We start from the raw sequence: 19,643 nt of genomic DNA on the forward strand, positions 1-19,643 counted from the left end.
GGCAAAGGCGCGAAGCGCCGTGCCTACGTTCAGGCCCGATCACTGACGGATGGTGGGCACGCTCCGCTTTGCCACCCTACGAGGCGTCTCCTCCGTCATTGCGAGGAACTCTTGCGACGAAGCAATCCAGATTGCCTCCGCGGTAAAAGTCTAGATTGCTTCGCTGCGCTCGCAATGACGACGGAGAGAGAGCGCGCGCTACCGATCCGCCCGTCCGATCACCGCCATCAGCTCCGCGATCTTGGCGCGCTGGTCGGCCTTGTCGCCGCTCGCGATGGCGTGCTCGACGCAATGGGCGACGTGATCCTTCAAAACCTCTTCCTCGACCCGGCGCAGCGCGGCGCGAACCGCCGCGATTTGCGTCACGATGTCGATGCAGTAGCGGTCTTCCTCTACCATTTTCGAGAGACCACGAACCTGGCCCTCGATCCGGCCGAGACGTTTTCCGACGGATGCCTTGATGTCCTTGCGCATGGGCTCTATATACCCCTACCGGGTATGGGTTTCAAGACCAGACGCAAAGGCCGGAACATGGCAATGAACAACAACGAGCACGAGCATCGTCACAACGCGGCGACGCATTCCGGATGCGGCTGTTCCACGAAAGCTGCAGCGCCGGCGGCGAAGCCCGAGCTTTCCTCGTGCTGCGGCGGTCATTCCGGCCACGACCATCATCACGGCCATGATCATGGCGACGCCGTAACCAAGCTCAAAGATCCCGTCTGCGGCATGAGCGTCGATCCCGCGACCTCGAAGCACCACATCACACATCACGGCGAGACCTTCCATTTCTGCTCGGCCGGCTGCCGCACCAAGTTTGCCGCCGATCCCGCCAAATATCTTGCCAAGGACAAGGCGCCCGAACCGGAGGTGCCCGCGGGCACGAACTACACCTGTCCGATGCACCCGCAGATCCGCCAGGTCGGCCCGGGCACGTGCCCGATCTGCGGCATGGCGCTGGAGCCTGAGGTCGCAAGCCTTGAGACCGGCCCCAATCCCGAGCTCGCCGACATGACGCGACGCTTCTGGATCGGCGGCGTGCTGTCGCTGCCGCCGATCGCGCTGGAAATGGGCGGCCATCTCGCAGGCCCGCACAGCTGGATCGATCCGACCCTGTCGAACTGGATCCAGCTCGTCTTTGCAACACCCGTGGTGCTGTGGGCCGGCTGGCCGTTCTTCGTCCGCGGCTGGCAATCGCTGCTGACGCGCAATCTCAACATGTTCACGCTGATCGCGATGGGCACGGGCGTTGCCTACGTCTACAGCGTGCTCGGCACGCTCACGCCGCAGATATTCCCCGCCACCTTCCGAGGCCATGAGGGCGCGGTCGCAGTCTATTTCGAGGCGGCCGCCGTCATCACCGTCTTGGTGCTGCTCGGCCAGGTGCTGGAGCTGCGCGCCCGCGATGCGACCTCGGGCGCGATCAAGGCGCTGCTGCAGCTCGCGCCGAAGACCGCGCGCCGCGTCGACGCAGACGGCAGCGAGCACGAGGTCGAGATCGACACGCTGCATGCCGGCGATCGCCTGCGCGTTCGTCCCGGCGAGAAGGTGCCGGTCGACGGCATCATTCTCGAAGGCCGCTCGTCGCTCGATGAATCGCTGGTGACGGGCGAATCCATGCCGGTCACCAAGGAGGCTGGCGCAAAAGTCATCGCCGGCACGCTGAACCAGTCTGGCAGCTTCATCATGCGCGCCGACAAGGTCGGGCGCGAGACGCTGCTGTCGCAGATCGTGCAGATGGTCGCGGATGCGCAGCGCTCGCGCGCGCCGATCCAGCGCCTGGCCGACCAGGTCTCCGGCTGGTTCGTGCCGCTGGTGATCGTCATCGCCGTCGCGGCCTTTGCCGCCTGGGCCTGGTTCGGACCGGAGCCGCGGCTCGCCTTCGGCCTCGTCGCCGCGGTCAGCGTGCTGATCATCGCCTGCCCCTGTGCGCTGGGCCTGGCCACCCCGATGTCGATCATGGTCGGCGTCGGCCGCGGCGCGCAGGGCGGCGTCCTGATCAAGAATGCCGAGGCGCTCGAGCGGATGGAGAAGATCGACACGCTCGTGGTCGACAAAACCGGCACGCTGACCGAGGGCAAGCCCAAGGTGGTCTCGATCGCGCCGGCGTCCCGCTTTGCGGAAGACGATATCCTCCGGCTGGCGGCCACCGTCGAGCGCGCCAGCGAGCATCCGCTGGCCGACGCCATCGTGCGTGCGGCCAAGGAGAAGCAGCTCCCGCTCGGCCAGGTCGAGCAGTTCGATTCGCCGACGGGCAAGGGCGCGACCGGCAAGGTCGACGGCAGGACCATCGTGCTCGGCAATGCCAGATATCTGTCGTCGATCGGCATCGACACCACGGCGCTCGACGCCGAGGCCGAACGGCTGCGCGGCGATGGCGCCACCGTGATCAACATGGCCGTCGACGGCCGGCTTGCCGGCCTGTTTGCGATCGCTGATCCGGTCAAGGCCTCGACGCCGGAGGCGCTGAAGGCGCTCGCGGCGGAAGGCATCAAGGTGATCATGCTGACCGGAGACAACCGCACCACGGCCGAGGCCGTGGCGCGCCGGCTCGGCATCGCCGAAGTCGAGGCCGAAGTGCTGCCCGACCAGAAGAGCGCGGTGGTGACCAAGCTGCAGCAGGCCGGCCGCAGCGTCGCCATGGCCGGCGACGGCGTCAACGACGCGCCGGCACTGGCGGCGGCCGAGGTCGGCATCGCCATGGGCACCGGCACCGACGTTGCGATGGAGAGCGCCGGCGTGACGCTGCTCAAGGGCGACCTCGTCGGCATCGTCCGCGCGCGAAAACTGTCGCAGGCGACGATGAGCAACATCCGGCAGAACCTGTTCTTCGCCTTCATCTACAACGCCGCCGGAATTCCTATCGCCGCCGGCGTTCTCTATCCGGCGTTCGGTCTGCTGCTCTCCCCGATCATCGCCGCGGCGGCGATGGCGCTATCCTCGGTCAGCGTCGTCGGCAACGCGCTGCGGCTGCGTGCGACGCGGCTGTGAGGTGCCAGCGGCAACGAAGGCGCGCTCCCTCGCCCCGTTCTCCCGGGGAGAGCGTTGGGGTGAGGGGCTGTCCGCAATCCCGGTGACAGTTGGACTCGCGGAGAGTCCCCCTCACCCGGAATTCAAGCTACGCTTGAATTCCGACCTCTCCCCGCAAGCGGGGCGAGGTAAGAGAGAGCGGCGCCCGCGGAGAGGAACTGATGCAGCGGATTACCATCACGATCGAGGACGATCTCCTGGCGGAGATCGATGCGGCGGCGGAAGCGCGCGGCTACCAGAACCGCTCCGAGATCATCCGCGACCTCGCGCGCGCCGGCCTGCAGCAGAGCGCCGAGGACACCGCGCAGACCGGCCAATGCGTCGCCGGCCTCGTCTACGTCTATGACCACGCGGCGCGCGATCTGTCGAAACGGCTGGTGCAGGAATTCCACGGCCATCACGACCTCGCGCTGGCGACGCTGCATGTCCACCTCGACGACAACAATTGCATGGAGATGACGGCGCTGCGCGGCGCGGCCTCCGAGGTCAGGCATTTCGCCGACCACATCATCGCCGAACGCGGCGTGCGCTACGGCCGCGTGGTGATGATCCCGACGGGGGACGGCAAACAGGCGAAGGCGCGCAAGCACGGGCATAGACACGATTAGGCTGAATCTTACCCTCCCCTGGAGGGGGAGGGTCGGCACGTGATCGAGCGAAGCGAGATCGCGTGACGGGGTGGGGTGATCTCTCCACTCGGGCACTGTTCATCGCGGAGGGACCGTCACCCCACCCCGCTCGCGCTGCGCGCGATCGACCCTCCTCCTCCAGGCAGGGCTATCGCATATGAGACGTCGCTGTGGGCACCGGCTGCCGCCACAGCGTCATGGCCGGGCCTGTCCCGGCCATCCACGCCTTTCCACGCAGCACAAAGAACGTGGATGCCCGGGACAAGCCCGGGCATGACGACCTCTGCAATATCGACATGCGATCCATATGCGATAGCCCTGCTCCTCCAGGGGAGGGTGAGCAAGAGCTCGCGCCGCGTCCGCGGCCGAGGGCTGCTCAGCCACTCGCCCTTGCCGAAGCCGCATTGGGTGTCTACCTCTCGCGCAGTGTCTACCTCAGAGGGTCCCCCATGCTGGATGCCGCCATCAAGGCGCTGTCGCAATTGATCTCGCCGCCGATGCGCTCGATCCTGTGGCGGTCGATCGGGCTTGCGCTGGTGCTGATCACCGTGCTGGCGATCGGCTTGCAGCGGCTGCTCAGCTGGTTTGCGACCTCCGGCGAGGTGTGGCTGGAAGGCCTGCTCGGGCCCGGCTGGCATTCTTCGATCGAGGTTCTCTCCTGGATCGTCTCGATCGCGACGGGTCTCGGCGTCGTGTTCGGCGGCATCTTCCTGATGCCGGCCATCACCTCGGTGGTGGCGAGCTTGTTCGTCGACGACGTCGCCGACATCGTCGAGCGCGAGCATTATCCGGCCGAGCGGCCGGGCGCGGCCCTGCCGTTCAGCCGGGCGATCCTCGAGGGCATCAAGACCGCGCTCGTGGCCATCCTGGTCTACCTCGCCGCGCTGCCGCTGGTGCTGTTCGCCGGCGCGGGATTCCTGATCTTTTTCCTCGCCGCCGCCTGGCTGCTCGGCCGCGAATATTTCGAGCTCGCCGCGATGCGCTTCCGCCCGCCGGAGGAGGCCAAGGCGATGCGGCGCGACAATGCCGCGACGGTCTTCACCGCCGGCCTGTTCATCGCCGCCTTCGTCTCGATCCCGATCGTGAACCTGGCGACACCGATCTTCGGCATGGCCTTCATGGTCCACATGCACAAGCGCCTGTCAGGCCCGCGGCCCGAGCTGATCGAGCCGGCGCGGCAGGTGCGATAGCGGCCCGGCGCAGCGCTGTCTCACACCGTCTTCTCCGGCCAGCGACAGAGATCGTTGATCAGGCAGACCTCGCAGCGCGGCTTGCGGGCGAGGCACGTATAGCGGCCGTGCAGGATCAGCCAATGATGCGCGTGCAGCATGAACTCCGCTTGGATCACCTTTTCGAGGCCAAGCTCGACCTCGAGCGGTGTCTTGCCGGGCGCTAGGCCCGTGCGGTTGCCGACGCGGAAGACATGGGTGTCGACCGCCATGGTGTGCTCGCCGAAGGCCATGTTGAGCACGACGTTGGCGGTCTTGCGACCTGCGCCGGGCAACGACTCGATCTCCGTGCGCGTGCGCGGCACCTCGCCGCCGAATTCACCGAGCAGCTTGGCCGACAGCGCGATCACGTTCCTGGCCTTGGTGCGGTAGAGGCCGATCGTCTTGATGTACTCGCGCAAGCGCTCCTCGCCGAGATCGAGCATCTTCTGCGGGGTGTCGGCAACCTCGAACAGCGCGCGCGTCGCCTTGTTGACGCCGGCATCGGTCGCCTGTGCCGACAGCACCACCGCGACCAGCAGCGTGAACGGGTTGACGTGCTCGAGCTCGCCCTTGGGCTCCGGATTGGCCTTGCGGAAACGGCTGAAAACCTCGTGGACCTCGGCCGGCGTCCACGGTCTTGTGGCTTTAAGTGATTTCTTCGCGGGCGCTTTCGGCTTGGTCGCGACCGGTTTTGCCGTTTTCTTCGGCACCGCCGCTTTGCGCGGGACCGGCTTGCGGGTGATTTTCGCCATGATCGGGATATACTGATGGACGATGAGCACAGGCAACGAAATTGCGCGGCCGTCTGAGAGCGAGGATGAGCCTCAGATCTTCTCTGCGCTGCTCACGCCGCACCGCTCGCTGAACCGCACCGGCTTTCTCGCCGTGATGCTGTTCCTGAGCGCCGTCAGCTTCGTCACGGGCCTCGCTTTCCTGATGATGGGCGCCTGGCCAGTGCTCGGTTTCTTCAGTCTCGACGTGCTCGTGATCTGGTGGGCCTTCAAGGTCAATTTTCGCGCCGCACGGGCCAGCGAGGAGATCGTGGTGACGTCATCGGAATTGCGGGTGCGGCGCGTCAGCCATCGTGGCCAGGTTGCCGAATGGACCTTCAATCCGCTCTGGGTCCGGCTCGACCAGGAGGTCGACGAGGAATACGGCATCGAGCACCTCTATCTGATCTCCCGCGGCCGCCGCCTGCTCATCGCCCGCTTTCTTGGCCCGGAAGAAAAGGCAAGCTTTTACAATGCCTTGGTTGGCGCTCTCAACGCCGCGCGGCGTGGTCCGACCTATCATCCGGCGACCTGAGCGCAGTCGGAAATCGGGTGGTTTCGCGCGGGCCCCTCCCCTACATTCCCGGTCATGATGACCCTTGCGATACATGACCAGCGCCTGGCGAGGCCAGGCACCCAGAACGCCGCGTTGCGCGATTATGATTCTGTGCGCCGGGCGATCGCCTTCATCTCGGCGAACTGGCGCGCGCAGCCGACCATCGAGGCGATGGCGGATGCCGCCGGCGTCACTCCGGATGAGCTGCACCATCTGTTCCGCCGCTGGGCTTCGATCACGCCAAAGGCCTTCATGCAGGCGCTCACCCTCGACCACGCCAAGAACCTGCTCCGGGATTCCGCCAGCATCCTCGACGCGGCGCTCGACTCCGGCCTGTCGGGGCCGGGCCGGCTGCACGATCTCTTCGTCACCCATGAAGCGATGTCGCCGGGCGAATGGAAGAACGGCGGTGCCGGCCTCACCCTGCGCTACGGCTTCCACCCTTCGCCGTTCGGCACCGCGATCGTGATCGCCACCGACCGTGGCCTGTCGGGCCTCGCCTTTGCCGATCACGGCGAGGAGAAGATCGCGCTCGCCGACATGACGCGGCGCTGGCCGAACGCCACCTATGTGGAAGATCACGAAGGCACCGCGCCGCTCGCAGCGCGCATCTTCGATCCAAAATTGTGGCGGCCGGATCAGCCGCTGCGCGTGGTGCTGATCGGCACCGATTTCGAGGTGCGGGTGTGGGAGACGCTCTTGAAGATTCCGATGGGCCGCGCAGTGTCCTATTCCGACATCGCCTGCAACATCAGGAATCCCAAGGCTTCACGCGCCGTCGGTGCCGCCGTCGGCAAGAACCCGGTCTCGTTCGTCGTGCCCTGCCACCGCGCGCTCGGCAAGAGCGGCACGCTCACCGGCTATCATTGGGGCATCACCCGCAAGCAGGCGATGCTGGGCTGGGAGGCCGGGCAGCTGGGGCTGCAGTAGGCGCAACAAGCACGCTGCTGTAGGGTGGGCAAAGACGCATCGCGCCGTGCCCACCATCTTTCTCAAATTGCTGACGCTGCGTGGGCACGCTGCGCTTTGCCCACCCTACGGCACCGCGTGTACGGCGAAAGCCTACCCCGCCAGATCCAGCTTCGAGGCCACCGTCGAATCCGCGTTGAGGCGGTAGATGATCGGCACGCCGGTGGCGAGCTCGCGCTTCAAAATGCCTTCGGGCGAGAGCTTTTCCAGCACCATGATAAGCGCGCGCAGCGAGTTGCCGTGGGCGGCAACCAGCGTGCGCTTGCCGTTGAGCACACCGGGCAGGATCTCCTGCACGTAGTACGGCAACGCGCGCGCGAGCGTGTCCTTCAGGCTTTCGCCGCCGGGCGGCGGCACGTCGTAGGAGCGACGCCAGATCAGCACCTGCTCCTCGCCCCATTTCTTGCGGGCGTCGTCCTTGTTGAGACCGGAGAGATCGCCGTAGTCGCGCTCGTTGAGCGCGAGGTTCTTCGAAGTCGGCAGACCCTCCTGGCCGAGCTCGCCGAGGATGAGATCGAGCGTGTGCTGCGCGCGCGTCAGCACCGAGGTGTAGGCGACGTCGAACACCAGGCCTTGCGCCTTCAGCTTGCGGCCGGCTTCCTTGGCTTCCTTCACGCCGAGCTCGGTGAGATCAGGGTCCTTCCAGCCCGTGAACAGGTTCTTCAGATTCCATTCGCTCTGGCCGTGGCGCACGAGCACGAGAAGACGTTCGCTCATCAACTGCTTTCCGTGTTGTTCAGTTCAGATGTCGGACAGGCCGAGCACGTCGGCCATGGTGTAGTGCCCCGGCTTCTTGCCGTGCGCCCACAGCGCCGCCTTGAGCGCACCATGGGCGAACAGCATGCGGTCCTCGGCCTGATGCGACAGCGTCAGGCGCTCGAACGGGCCGAGGAAGGTGACGCTGTGGTCGCCGGCCACGGTGCCGCCGCGCAAGGAGGCGAAACCGATATTGCCCGGCCGACGGGCGCCGGTGATGCCGTCACGGCCGCGTTCGGAATGGTCATCGAGGTTGACGCCGCGGCCGCTCGCTGCGGCCTGGCCCAGCATCAGCGCGGTGCCCGAGGGCGCATCGACCTTCATGCGGTGATGGGTCTCGACGATCTCGATATCGAAACTCTGGTCGAGCGCCTTGGCGACGCGCTTGACCACGGCGGCGAGCAGATTGACGCCGAGACTCATATTGCCCGACTGCACCACCACGGCGCGATTGGTGACGCTCTTGATCACGGCATTGTCCGAGCCGGACAGGCCGGTCGTGCCGATGACGTGCACGAGGCCGCGTTCGGCGGCGATCGCGACATTGGCGATGGTCGCCGCCGGCACCGTGAAATCGAGGATGCCGTCGGCCTCCTTGCACATCGCCCAGAGATCGGCGGAGAGCTTGATGCCGTTGGCGGGCAGGCCGGCGAGCACGCCGGCATCCTTGCCGAGCAGCTCGGAGCCCGGCGCCTCCAGCGCGCCCGCCAGCACGGCGCCCTCGCTTTCGGCAATCGCCCGCACCAGCGCCCGGCCCATCCGGCCGCCGGCTCCCGCAACAATCAAGCGCATGTCGGACATGGTGTGATCCTCTTCGAGGCCGTTGTAGCGGGGGGAGGCAGTTCCGGCAACCGAGGGGACAACCTTCCGCCGTCATGCCCGGGCTTGTCCCGGGCATCCACGAAAGGCCACACAAGAGGGCGTAAAGACGTGGATGGCCGGGTCAAGCCCGGCCATGACGGAGTGTTATCCGTCAGACGGCTGCGGGCCGTCGTAGCCTTCGATGACGATGAGGTCGGCGATCGAGTGCGGCTGGCGCACCTTGATGTTGGCCTGGTATTCCGGCGAGTTGTAGCAGGCGAGCGCGGTCTCGTAGTCAGGGAATTCGATCACGACGTTGCGGTTGCGGCTGGCACCTTCGACGGCGGTGAACTTGCCGGCGCGGACGACGAAGCGGCCGCCCCATTTCTTGAAGATCGGGCCGTTGGCGATGGCGTAGGGCTTGTAGCCCTCGTCATTGCTGACGTCGACACGCCCGATCCAGTAACCCTTTGCCATTGGTCTTCTCCCTGTTGTTGATTAGCCAAGCGCCTGCGCGATCTCGGCCTGAATGGCCTCTGCGACGGCCTTCGGATCGGCGGCTTCCACGATCGGACGCCCGACGACCAGATAATCCGCGCCCGCGGCGATCGCACGCCCCGGGGTCATGATGCGCTTCTGGTCGCCGCTGGCGGCGCCCGCCGGACGAATGCCGGGGGTGACGAGGCTCATCTGGTGGCCGACGATCTTGCGCAAGGCCCCGACCTCCTCCGGCGAGGATACGAGGCCGTCGACACCGAGCACCTGCGCCTGCTGCGCACGTGCCTCGACCAGCTCCGACACGCTGAGCCGATAACCGGCCGCATGCAAATCGTCGTCGTCGTAGGACGTCAACACCGTCACGGCGAGGATCTTCAGGCTGGCGCTGCCGCGGCCTTCGACGGCGCCTTTCATGGTCTGCGGATAGGCGTGCACGGTGACGAAGGTCGCGCCCAGTTTGGCGACGCTCTCGGTGCCACGCGCGACCGTATTGCCGATGTCGTGCATCTTGAGATCGGCGAACACCTTCTTGTCCCTGTCGACAAGCTTGCCGATCAGCGGCAGGCCGCCGGCATAAGCGAGCTGATAGCCGATCTTGTAGAACGTGACGCTGTCGCCGAGCTTCGCGATCATCGCCTCCGCGGCATCAACGCTCGCCAGATCGAGCGCAACGATCAGGCGGTCCTTCGGGGCGATCTCGGCTGGCGTCATGTCATCTCACATCATGCGTTGGGAAACGTCGATCAACTGCGTCACCAGCTCCTTCAGCGCGGCGATATCGCCCTCGTTCTTCAGCCTGTCCCTATCGTCATAGGCCTGGTCGGCAAAGGCGAGCGTGAGCTGGCTGGCAATCACGTTGGCGTGGCAGGCGGAGAGGATCAGCCGCAGGGCCTGCAGCGCGCGGGCGGCACCTAACCGGCTCTGGGACGCGCCGGCAAGCGCATAGACGCGGTTGCGGAACACCTCGCCGCGCGCCTCGTGCAGCTCGTGCACGCGGCTGACCCAGTCGATCGCGTTCTTCAGCAGCGGCGGCACCGATGCGTTGTATTCGGGCGAGACGATGAGGACGCCGTGATGCGCGCCGATCATGCGCTTCAGATTGATCGCGTGCTTGGGCACGCCGGATTTGGCCTGGAGATCGCCGTCATAGATCGGCAGCGGAAAATCGGCGAGCGAGATGCGGGTGACGTCGACGCCGGCCTGAGCAAATTCATAGGCCGCCACCGCCGCCAGCTTCGCATTATGCGAGCCGGTGCGCAGCGAGCCGGGAATGATCAGGATCTTGGGAGCTGGCATCCAATCCCATGCGTTCGGCGAAACGAGCCCGCCGCGCAAAGAGGAGCCGGCGGAATTAATGCTTGCGATACACCCAGACGCGGGCCGGCGGAAGGTTCATCCAGATCCGTTCCGAGGCCTCTGTGGACACGCCGGACAGCGATTTCGGGATCGGCGGCACCACCGCATAGGTGAACTGGATGAAGGGCGCACCGGGCGCGAGCGCGGTGAAGGCATCGCGGATGAGCCGCAGCCGCGTCAGCATCGGCTTGGTGACGAGCGGCAGGCCGGACACGACCGCGCTGGCCGGCGTGCTCAAGACGTTCCAGAGCGTGTCGCGCAGGCGGTAGGCATCGCCCTGCACCACCTTGGCTTGCGGGTAGCGATCGCGCAGCAGCGCGCAGAAGCCGGGATTGTATTCGACGAGAACGAGACGCTTCTGGTCGATCCCGCGCTCGATCAGCGCGGACGTGATGGCGCCGGTGCCGGGTCCGAGCTCGACCACCGGTGCGTCGGAATCGGGATCGACATAATGAGCCATGGTCCGCGCCAGCAGCTTGCCGGACGGCATCACCGCGCCCATGTGCAAGGGCTTTTCGATCCACGACCTGAGAAAGCGCACCTCGTCATCGAGACGAGGCTTCTTCAACGCACGCGCGGACGATGGCAATGGCATGTCGGGACCGGACGGAACCGCAGGACCGCGGCGTGTCAGAAAATGGTCATAAAGACGTATAGGCCGGAGGCGATACGGTCAAGACGCGTCAGTTCGCCCGATTGCCGAAGAAATCCTTGACCTTGGCGAAGAAGCCCTCGGCTTCCGGCTGGGTGTTGCCGGAGGAGAGCTTCTCGAACTCGGCCAGCAATTCCTGCTGCTTTTTGGTCAGGTTCTGCGGGGTCTCGACCATGACCTGAACGTACATGTCGCCCATCTGGCGCGACCGCAGCACCGGCATGCCCTTTGATGCAATGCGGAATCGGCGACCCGACTGGGTGCCGGCGGGCACCTTCACCTTGGTCTTGCCCTTGTCGATGGTCGGCACCTCGAATTCGCCGCCGAGCGCGGCGGTCACCATCGAGATCGGCACGCGGCAATGCAGGTCCGCGCCGTCGCGCTGGAAGAACTGGTGCTGGGCCAGCGACAGGAAGATGTAGAGGTCGCCCGGCGGCCCGCCGCGCACGCCAGCCTCGCCCTCGCCGGCGAGCCTGATCCGTGTGCCGTCCTCGACGCCTTGCGGAATGTTGACCGAGAGCGTCCGCTCCCGGGTGACCCGCCCTTGTCCCGCGCAGGACGGGCAGGCGTCCTCGATCATCTGGCCGCGGCCCTGACAACCCGGGCAGGTTCGCTCCAGCGTGAAGAAGCCCTGCGACTGCCGCACGCGGCCGGCGCCGCCGCAGGTCGAGCAGGTCTTGGGCTTGGTGCCAGCCTTGGCACCGATGCCCGAGCAGGCCTCGCAGGTGACCGAGACCGGAATCTCGATCTGCGCGGTCTTGCCGCCAAAGGCTTCCTCGAGGGTGATTTCCATGTTGTAGCGCAGATCGGCGCCGCGCTCGCGGCCGCCGCGGCCGCGCTGCCCGGCCATGCCGAACAGGTCCTCGAAGATGTCGGAGAAAGAGGAGGCGAAGCCGGCACCGAAACCGGCGCCGCCGCCGAAGCCGCCGCCCTGCTCGAACGCGGCGTGGCCGTAACGATCATAGGCGGCGCGCTTGTCCTTGTCTTTCAGGACCTCGTAAGCCTCGTTGATTTCCTTGAACTTGACTTCGCTGGTCTCATCCCCGGGGTTGCGGTCGGGATGGAATTTCATCGCCAGCTTGCGGAACGACGATTTCAGCTTGCCTTCGTCGGCGTCGCGTTCGACTTCGAGGGTCTCGTAATAGCAGCGCTTGGTGGACGTGGACATGATGAGCTCGGTCTATCCAATCGCGATTCAAGTTGGCGCGGAACAACGCTGACATGCGGCGGAATGAGCGCCCTTCGACCTTGCGGCAGAGAGCAGCCTGGCAGCGCTGAGAATAACGGCTGGGAATTGATCGATCGTAACGGGGCCGACTTTGAAGGAGTCTTGAAAGGAGTCTTGGCCCGCCCGTCCCGACACGATGGCCTCCCCCGCGAGGGAGGAGGCCGGTAGCGTGTGTGGGGTCCAAGCCGTCCGCATCGTCACCCTCTCGGGGCTTAAGCGGACTTCTTGTTGTTCTTGTCGTCGTCGACCTCGGTGAATTCCGCGTCGACGACGTCGTCCTTGGCCGCATCCTTCTTGGCGTCGGCCTCGGCCTGCTGCTTGTACATGGCCTCGCCGAGCTTCATCGAAGCCTGCGCCAGCGTCTGGGTCTTGGCCTTGATCGCCTCGGCATCGTCGCCCTTCAGCGCTTCCTTGAGGTCGCTGACGGCATCCTCGATGGCGCGGCGCTCGCTCTCGGCAACCTTCGAGCCGTGCTCGGCCAAAGCCTTCTCGGTCGAATGCACCAGGCCATCCGCCTCGTTCTTGGCGGTGACGGCCTCGCGGCGCTTCTTGTCCGCCTCGGCATTGGCCTCGGCGTCCTTGACCATCTTCTCGATGTCGGCTTCCGACAGGCCGCCGGAGGCCTGGATGCGGATCTGCTGCTCCTTGCCCGTGGCCTTATCCTTGGCCGAGACGTTGACGATGCCGTTGGCGTCGATGTCGAAGGTCACCTCGATCTGCGGCATGCCGCGCGGCGCCGGCGGAATGCCCATCAGGTCGAACTGACCGAGCATCTTGTTGTCGGCCGCCATTTCACGTTCGCCCTGGAAGACGCGGATGGTGACGGCATTCTGGTTGTCTTCAGCCGTCGAGAACACCTGGCTCTTCTTGGTCGGGATCGTGGTGTTGCGGTCGATGATGCGGGTGAACACGCCGCCCAGCGTCTCGATGCCCAGCGACAGCGGGGTGACGTCGAGCAGCAGCACGTCCTTGACGTCGCCCTGGAGCACGCCTGCCTGGATCGCAGCGCCGATCGCCACGACTTCGTCCGGGTTGACGCCCTTGTGCGGCTCCTTGCCGAACAGCTGCTTCACGACTTCCTGGACCTTCGGCATGCGCGACATGCCGCCGACCAGCACGACCTCGCCGATCTCACCGGCGGTGACGCCGGCGTCCTTCAGCGCCTTGCGGCAGGGCTCGACGGTCTTCTGGATGAGGTCGTCGACCAGCGCCTCGAACTTGGCGCGGGTGAGCTTCATCGTCAGATGCTTCGGGCCGGTCTGATCCGCGGTGATGAAGGGCAGATTGATCTCGGTCTGCGTCGTCGACGACAGCTCGATCTTGGCCTTTTCAGCGGCTTCCTTCAGGCGCTGCAGCGCGAGCTTGTCGTTGCGCAGGTTGATGCCCTGCTCCTTCTGGAACTCGTCGGCGAGATAACCCACGAGGCGCATGTCGAAGTCTTCACCGCCGAGGAAGGTATCGCCGTTGGTCGACTTCACCTCGAACACGCCGTCGCCGATTTCGAGAATGGAGATATCGAACGTACCGCCGCCGAGGTCATACACCGCGATGGTACCGGCCTTGGTCTTGTCGAGACCATAGGCGAGCGCGGCCGCGGTCGGCTCGTTGATAATGCGCAGCACTTCGAGGCCCGCGATCTTGCCGGCGTCCTTGGTCGCCTGGCGCTGGGCGTCGTTGAAGTAGGCAGGAACGGTGATGACGGCCTGCTCGACCTTCTGGCCGAGATGGGCTTCCGCGGTCTCCTTCATCTTCTGCAGGATGAATGCCGAGACCTGCGAGGGCGAGTAGGTCTGGCCGTCGGCCTCGACCCAGGCGTCGCCGTTGGAAGCCTTCACGATCTTGTAGGGAACGAGCTTCTTGTCCTTCTCGACCATCGGGTCGTCGTAGCGGCGGCCGATGAGGCGCTTCACTGCGAAGAAGGTGCGCTCGGGATTGGTGACGGCCTGGCGCTTGGCGGGCTGGCCGACGAGGCGCTCACCGTCATCCGTGACGGCGACGATCGAAGGCGTCGTGCGCATGCCTTCGGAATTCTCGATGACTTTGGCGTTCTTGCCATCCATCACGGCGACGCACGAATTCGTGGTGCCGAGGTCGATCCCAATGACCTTTCCCATGGTCCTGATATCCTTCTTTTTGCGGCAGGTTGGCTGGGCCCAAGAGGCACCCGAACCGAAACCCCCTAAGATCAAACATCCGCGATATTGCGATGATTGAGGCTCATATAGGAGGGGGGGAGGGGCCCGCAAGGACCGAAGCTAGGTTTCTGCCGCTAAAACATCGGGTTTTGGAAGGTGATATCCGGGCTCAACCGCCCTTGCGGGTGAGGAATTATTAACAGGTCCGGGCCTCGGCAAGCCCCCGCACCCGCAAGCCCGCCCGCCCTGTTGCGGCGAGGCCAAACCGGCTAAAAGGCGGACCGACCGCACAGCCGGCGCAGCTGCTTCGCGCGACAAAGCGGCCCGGTGGCCGACCATCGAACGGCCTCAATGTGAACCAATCAGAGTGGCCATGAAGCTGATCCGCCCCCTCGCCGCGCTCGCCCTCCTCGCCGTAACAGCGCTTCCGGCCTTCGCCGCCGACGTCGTTTTCCCACCCGGCTTGCGTCTCGGCATGGTGCCGTTGATCGGCCTCAGCACGGCCAAGACCTTTCCGGGCTTCGAGAGCGAGGACGGCAACGTCAAGGTGCTGGTCACCGAGCTGCCGCCGGCCGCCTATGGCGAGGTCGTGAGCGCCTTCAATTCCAATCCCGGCGGGACGGGCGGCGTCAAGCAGGACAAGGTCGAGACCCCCGCTGGCCTTGCCTATTTCACCACCGAAAGCGGCAAGGCCGGCGATACCCCGGTGAAGCGCTATTCGATGATCGTGCCCGGCGCCGGCTTCTCCGGCTATGTCGCGGTACAGATCCCGGAGAATGCGACCAAGATCTACACGGACGAGGCGGTGCGACAGATGTTCGCGAGCGCCACCACCCGCAGGCAGGTCTCGGCCGAGGAGCAGATCGCGCTGCTGCCGTTCAAGATCACCGATCTCGCCGACTTCAAGGACATCAAGACCCTGGCACCGGGCTCGAGCATCATCCTGGCCGACGGCGATGAGAGCGTGGGCTACGAGGATGATCCTCGGCCTGATCGGCGCCACCCCGCAAGCCGCCGACGACCGCGCCCGCTTCGCCCAGGAGGCGGCGCTCCAGATTCCCGGCGTGCGCGAGTCGCGCATCACCATGTCCGAGCCGATCCGCATCAACGGCCAGCAAGGCTTCGAGACCCGGATCGACGGCGTCAGCGGCAAGGACAAGGTCCCGGTGACGGTGGTGCAGTGGATCCGCTTCTCGAGCGGCGGCGCATCATTGCGCATCATCGCCAGCGCCCCGCGCGACCAATGGCAAGCCGCCTTCACCCGCTTCCGCGCCGTGCGCGACGGGATTCAGCCGAAGGGGTAGGGCCCGAGGCGCTTCAACACCTCCAATGTCATCCCCGCCTGGTGCGCAATTGCGCACGGGGGGCGACGATGATGTTGGGGCTAAGAGCCCAACTGCTCATCAGCCCGGCTGCATTTTCAGGCTTCTGTTCGTATACGAACGGAACTAGGCTTCCTCCCGTTGGATCATCCTGGAGGGGAGGTAGACATGCTGGTTCGGCGACAGGTCTTGGCAATGCTTGGAACGACGGCGCTGGCGACGCTCGCGCCAACCGCGCTGTTCGCGGCCGCACCGATCAAGCCGGACGAAGCGTCCGCGCTGCTCGTGATCGACGTGCAGAACTGCTTCCTGCCCGGCGGCAGCCTCGCCGTGAAGGAAGGCGAGCAGGTGGTGCCGGTCATCAACAAGATCTCGAAGGCATTTGCGAATGTGGTGCTGACGCAGGACTGGCACACGCCGGGCCACGTTTCGTTTGCGTCGGTTCATTCCGGCAAGAAGCCATTCGAAACGGTCGACCTGCCCTACGGCAAGCAGGTGCTGTGGCCGGACCATTGCGTGCAGGGCACCGAGGGCGCGGCGCTGTCGAAGGACCTGTCGATCCCGCACGCCGAGCTCATCATCCGCAAGGGATTTCACAAGAACGTCGACAGCTATTCGGCCTTCCTCGAGGCCGACGGCAAGACCTCGACCGGGCTCGCCGGCTACCTGAGGGGCCGCAAGATCAAGCGCGTCTTCGTCGCTGGTCTTGCGACAGATTTCTGCGTCGCCTGGACCGCGCTCGACGGGCGCAAGGCGGGCTTCGAGGTCTATGTGGTGGAAGACGCCTGCCGCGGCATCGACACGCAGGGCTCGCTCGCCAAGGCCTGGGCCGACATGGCCAAGGCGGGCGTGAAGCGGATTCAGTCTGCGGATATCGCGGTGAGCGCGTAGGCGGCGCGCCATCTTCCGTCATTCCGGGGCGCGCTTCAGCGCGAGCCCGAAATCCATTGTGCGGTTGTCTCTGCTGTTCGATGGATTCTCAGGTGCGCATTGCGCACCATAGTTCTCGACTTCGTCGAGCCCCGGAATGACGCCAACACTCAATTCGCCGCGCTGCTCGACTCGTTGTTGTTCGCCGCGGGCGCAGTCTTCGCGCCGCCCTTGGCGACGCCGACCAGCGCCGGGCGCAGCACGCGGTCACCAATGGTGTAGCCGGCCTGCATGATCTGCACCACGGTGCCCGACGGCACCGACGCGTCAGGCACTTCGTACATCGCCTGGTGGAAGTTCGGGTCGAACTTCTGGCCCTGAGGATCGAGCTTCTTCACGCCGTGTTTTTCCAGCGCGTTGAGCAGCGCGCGCTCCGTGAGCTCGACGCCCTCGATCAACGAGACCAGGCCGGGATCGGCCGCAGCACGCGCCTCCGCCGGAACGGCATCGAGTGCACGCTGGAGATTGTCGGCGATGTCGAGCACGTCGCGCGCGAAGCCGGTGATGCCGTAGAGGCGGGCGTCGGCGACTTCCTTGGCGGTGCGCTTGCGCAAATTCTCCATCTCGGCCAGCGTCCGCAGCATGCGGTCGCGCGCTTCAGCCGCTTCCTTTTGCAGGGTTTCGACCGAACCCGGCTCGGGATCGTCGGGCATGATGTAGGGTTTCGACACCACGGGCTCGCCGGTCGCTGCAGTCGTGTCTTGGGGTTGCCGGTCTTGCTCGGTCATCGGCTCTGATCTCGAACTCGTTTCAGGGATGTTGGCCCGGATATCGTGCCTAAACTCGCGAAAATCAAGCGCCCGTGATCGGCGGAAAGGCCGGTCAGCCCCCCAAGAGGCGGCTGACGATGCGGGCGGCGTAGTCCACGGTGGGGATCACGCGGGCATAATTCAGCCGCGTCGGGCCGATCACGCCGAGAACGCCGACGATGTGGCCGGCGGCATCCCGATAGGGCGAGATGATGGTGGACGACCCCGACAGCGAGAACAGCTTGTTCTCACTGCCGATGAAGATGCGCACGCCTTCGGCGGTCTCGGCCCGGCCGAGCAGGTCGATCACGCCGCGCTTGGTCTCGAGGTCGTCGAACAACAGCCGAACCCGCTCCAGATCCTCCAGCGCATGCAGATCTTCGAGCAGATTGGCATGGCCGCGGACGATGAGCTGGCGATCCTCGCTCTCGCCGCCGGACCAGCTGGCGATGCCGGCCGAGATCACTTTCTGTGTCAGCTGATCGAGCTCGGCACGGGCCTCGCCGAGTGCGGTCTCGAGCTCGAGCCGCGCCTCGGCCAGGGTACGGCCCCGGATCCGCGCATTGAGGAAATTGCCGGCCTCCGTCAGCGCCGAAGAGGGAACTCCGGGCGGCAGCGTCAACACGCGGTTTTCGACCTGGCCGTCTTCGCCGACCAGGATCACCAGCGCTTTTTCCGGTTCCAGGCGGACGAATTCGATGTGCTTCAGCCGCGCATTGGATTTCGGCGTCAGCACGACGGCGGCCGCCCGGGTCAGGCCGGAGAGCCGCATCAAGGCCTGGTCCAGCGCCGCCTCGACCGATTGCGCCTCGCCGACGGACGAGAGCTGGCTCTGGATCGCCTGCCGCTCGGCCTCGTTGAGGTCGCCGACCTGCATCAGGGCATCGACGAAGAAGCGCAAGCCCAGTTCCGTCGGCAGCCGGCCGGCCGAGGTGTGCGGGGCATAGATCAGGCCGAGCTGTTCCAGATCGGCCATGACGTTGCGGACCGAGGCCGGCGACAGCGGCATGGCGATCAGGCGGGAAATGTTGCGCGAGCCGACCGGCTCACCGGTCGCGAGATAGCTTTCGACAATTTGACGAAAGATGTCGCGGGAACGCTCGTTGAGCTGGGCAAGGCCTGCGCGCGGCGCGATCAGATGGATCGGATCGTGATGGGCCACAGACGGTAACTCCTCTCAGATACTTATAATTTGTCCATCCGGGCCGCTTCTGACAAGCGTCGCGTTTACGGGCCGGCGGTCAGGGGGTGAATAAGCCCTTGCCGCCCACCCCCGCCCCACCTACAAGCACCGCGAACAGCCTATTCCCGCGAGTTTTGGAGATTTCCCATGCGGCCAAGCCGCCGTGCGCCCGACGAATTGCGCCCCGTGACGCTGGAGCGCGGCGTGGTCAAATATGCGGAAGGCTCCTGCCTGGTGAAATTCGGCGACACCCATGTGCTGGTCACCGCCACGCTGGAGGACCGCCTGCCGCCGTGGCTGAAGGGTCAGGGCCGCGGCTGGGTCACCGCCGAATACGGCATGCTGCCGCGCGCCACCTCCGAACGCACCCGCCGCGAGGCCTCCGCCGGCAAGCAGAGCGGCCGCACCGTCGAGATTCAGCGTCTGATCGGTCGCTCGCTTCGCACCATCGTCGATCTCGAAGCGCTCGGTGAGCGTCAGATCACGGTCGATTGCGACGTGCTCCAGGCCGACGGCGGCACGCGCACGGCCTCGATCACCGGCGCCTGGGTGGCGCTTGCCGATTGCATCAACTGGATGAAGGCGCGCAACATGGTGAAGGCCAACGTGATGCGCGACAACGTCGCCGCGATCTCCTGCGGCATCTACAACGGTACGCCGGTGCTCGATCTCGACTATGCCGAGGATTCGGAAGCCGAGACCGACGCCAATTTCGTCATGACCGGCGATGGCCGCATCATCGAGGTGCAGGGCACCGCGGAACGCGAGCCGTTCACGCAGGACGAGTTCCTGAAGCTGATCGCCCTGGCGCAGAAGGGCATTGCGCGTCTGGTGGACTTGCAGAAACTGGCCGTGGCGTAGTCAATAG

19 protein-coding genes and 1 pseudogene are annotated in these 19,643 nt (G+C 65.6%); 8 read left to right on the forward strand and 12 right to left on the reverse strand.

The window, feature by feature from the left end:
• Positions 1–198: 198 nt before the first annotated feature.
• Positions 199–474 carry a metal-sensitive transcriptional regulator gene (locus ACVWYQ_RS22940; RefSeq protein WP_157287293.1) on the reverse strand — a complete coding sequence of 92 codons (276 nt, stop codon included), beginning with the start codon at positions 472–474 and terminating at the stop codon, positions 199–201.
• A 63-nt stretch (positions 475–537) separates the two neighbouring features.
• On the opposite strand from ACVWYQ_RS22940, the gene ACVWYQ_RS22945 reads away from it, so the two are divergent.
• The 3 genes from ACVWYQ_RS22945 (at position 538) to ACVWYQ_RS22955 (ending at position 4,849) form a co-directional block, all read left to right on the forward strand.
• The gene (locus tag ACVWYQ_RS22945) at positions 538–2,991 is read left to right on the forward strand and encodes a heavy metal translocating P-type ATPase (RefSeq protein WP_404544924.1); all 2,454 of its coding nucleotides are present in this window, start codon (positions 538–540) and stop codon (positions 2,989–2,991) included.
• 200 nt (positions 2,992–3,191) lie between these two features.
• Positions 3,192–3,638, forward strand: coding sequence for a nickel-responsive transcriptional regulator NikR (gene nikR, locus ACVWYQ_RS22950; RefSeq protein ID WP_271543339.1), 447 nt, complete (start codon positions 3,192–3,194; stop codon positions 3,636–3,638).
• A 470-nt stretch (positions 3,639–4,108) separates the two neighbouring features.
• Positions 4,109–4,849 (forward strand): sulfate transporter family protein, encoded by a 741-nt coding sequence (locus ACVWYQ_RS22955; RefSeq protein ID WP_271543337.1) that lies wholly within the window; start codon positions 4,109–4,111, stop codon positions 4,847–4,849.
• Positions 4,850–4,869: 20 nt separating this feature from the next.
• Here the strand turns inward: ACVWYQ_RS22955 and nth are convergent, their stop codons facing one another.
• Complete coding sequence (nth, locus tag ACVWYQ_RS22960) at positions 4,870–5,622, reverse strand: endonuclease III (RefSeq protein ID WP_404544928.1); 753 nt, start codon at positions 5,620–5,622, stop codon at positions 4,870–4,872.
• 22 nt (positions 5,623–5,644) lie between these two features.
• Here nth and ACVWYQ_RS22965 point away from each other — a divergent pair, with 22 nt between their 5' ends.
• Both ACVWYQ_RS22965 and ACVWYQ_RS22970 read left to right on the forward strand, forming a co-directional pair.
• Positions 5,645–6,175 (forward strand): DUF2244 domain-containing protein, encoded by a 531-nt coding sequence (locus ACVWYQ_RS22965; RefSeq protein WP_271543335.1) that lies wholly within the window; start codon positions 5,645–5,647, stop codon positions 6,173–6,175.
• 54 nt (positions 6,176–6,229) lie between these two features.
• The gene (locus tag ACVWYQ_RS22970; protein WP_157287299.1) at positions 6,230–7,126 is read left to right on the forward strand and encodes a methylated-DNA--[protein]-cysteine S-methyltransferase; all 897 of its coding nucleotides are present in this window, start codon (positions 6,230–6,232) and stop codon (positions 7,124–7,126) included.
• 132 nt (positions 7,127–7,258) lie between these two features.
• Here the strand turns inward: ACVWYQ_RS22970 and ACVWYQ_RS22975 are convergent, their stop codons facing one another.
• The 8 genes from ACVWYQ_RS22975 to dnaK all read right to left on the reverse strand — a co-directional run bounded on the left by ACVWYQ_RS22975 (position 7,259) and on the right by dnaK (position 14,570).
• Complete coding sequence (locus tag ACVWYQ_RS22975) at positions 7,259–7,882, reverse strand: 2,3-bisphosphoglycerate-dependent phosphoglycerate mutase (RefSeq protein WP_157287300.1); 624 nt, start codon at positions 7,880–7,882, stop codon at positions 7,259–7,261.
• Between the two features lie 24 nt (positions 7,883–7,906).
• The gene (gene dapB / locus ACVWYQ_RS22980) at positions 7,907–8,722 is read right to left on the reverse strand and encodes a 4-hydroxy-tetrahydrodipicolinate reductase (protein WP_271543333.1); all 816 of its coding nucleotides are present in this window, start codon (positions 8,720–8,722) and stop codon (positions 7,907–7,909) included.
• Between the two features lie 165 nt (positions 8,723–8,887).
• Positions 8,888–9,199: a DUF1330 domain-containing protein gene (locus tag ACVWYQ_RS22985; protein ID WP_157287302.1), complete on the reverse strand. Its 312-nt coding sequence runs from the start codon at positions 9,197–9,199 to the stop codon at positions 8,888–8,890.
• Between the two features lie 21 nt (positions 9,200–9,220).
• Positions 9,221–9,931, reverse strand: coding sequence for an orotidine-5'-phosphate decarboxylase (gene pyrF, locus ACVWYQ_RS22990; RefSeq protein WP_271543306.1), 711 nt, complete (start codon positions 9,929–9,931; stop codon positions 9,221–9,223).
• A 6-nt stretch (positions 9,932–9,937) separates the two neighbouring features.
• Positions 9,938–10,516 carry an NADPH-dependent FMN reductase gene (locus tag ACVWYQ_RS22995; RefSeq protein WP_271543304.1) on the reverse strand — a complete coding sequence of 193 codons (579 nt, stop codon included), beginning with the start codon at positions 10,514–10,516 and terminating at the stop codon, positions 9,938–9,940.
• Between the two features lie 55 nt (positions 10,517–10,571).
• Positions 10,572–11,171, reverse strand: a complete 600-nt coding sequence (locus ACVWYQ_RS23000; protein ID WP_128265084.1) for a class I SAM-dependent methyltransferase — start codon at positions 11,169–11,171, stop codon at positions 10,572–10,574.
• Positions 11,172–11,259: 88 nt separating this feature from the next.
• A complete protein-coding gene (gene dnaJ / locus ACVWYQ_RS23005; protein WP_036024343.1) occupies positions 11,260–12,396 on the reverse strand; it encodes a molecular chaperone DnaJ in 1,137 nt (378 codons plus the stop codon).
• 272 nt (positions 12,397–12,668) lie between these two features.
• On the reverse strand, positions 12,669–14,570 hold the full coding sequence (gene dnaK, locus ACVWYQ_RS23010) for a molecular chaperone DnaK (protein ID WP_036003245.1): 1,902 nt from the start codon (positions 14,568–14,570) through the stop codon (positions 12,669–12,671).
• A 394-nt stretch (positions 14,571–14,964) separates the two neighbouring features.
• On the opposite strand from dnaK, the pseudogene ACVWYQ_RS23015 reads away from it, so the two are divergent.
• Together ACVWYQ_RS23015 and pncA are read left to right on the forward strand one after the other, a co-directional pair.
• Positions 14,965–15,895: pseudogene (locus ACVWYQ_RS23015) on the forward strand (hypothetical protein).
• A gap of 186 nt (positions 15,896–16,081) precedes the next feature.
• The gene (gene pncA, locus ACVWYQ_RS23020) at positions 16,082–16,804 is read left to right on the forward strand and encodes a bifunctional nicotinamidase/pyrazinamidase (protein ID WP_157287306.1); all 723 of its coding nucleotides are present in this window, start codon (positions 16,082–16,084) and stop codon (positions 16,802–16,804) included.
• Between the two features lie 149 nt (positions 16,805–16,953).
• On the opposite strand, the gene grpE is transcribed toward pncA, so the two are convergent.
• Together grpE and hrcA are read right to left on the reverse strand one after the other, a co-directional pair.
• Positions 16,954–17,571 (reverse strand): nucleotide exchange factor GrpE, encoded by a 618-nt coding sequence (gene grpE / locus ACVWYQ_RS23025; protein WP_036003237.1) that lies wholly within the window; start codon positions 17,569–17,571, stop codon positions 16,954–16,956.
• Positions 17,572–17,665: 94 nt separating this feature from the next.
• The gene (hrcA, locus tag ACVWYQ_RS23030; RefSeq protein ID WP_036003234.1) at positions 17,666–18,754 is read right to left on the reverse strand and encodes a heat-inducible transcriptional repressor HrcA; all 1,089 of its coding nucleotides are present in this window, start codon (positions 18,752–18,754) and stop codon (positions 17,666–17,668) included.
• A 168-nt stretch (positions 18,755–18,922) separates the two neighbouring features.
• Between hrcA and rph the strand changes: the two genes are divergently transcribed.
• On the forward strand, positions 18,923–19,636 hold the full coding sequence (gene rph, locus ACVWYQ_RS23035) for a ribonuclease PH (RefSeq protein WP_220003677.1): 714 nt from the start codon (positions 18,923–18,925) through the stop codon (positions 19,634–19,636).
• Positions 19,637–19,643 lie beyond the last annotated feature (7 nt).

The organism is Bradyrhizobium sp. USDA 3397, from assembly GCF_054060965.1.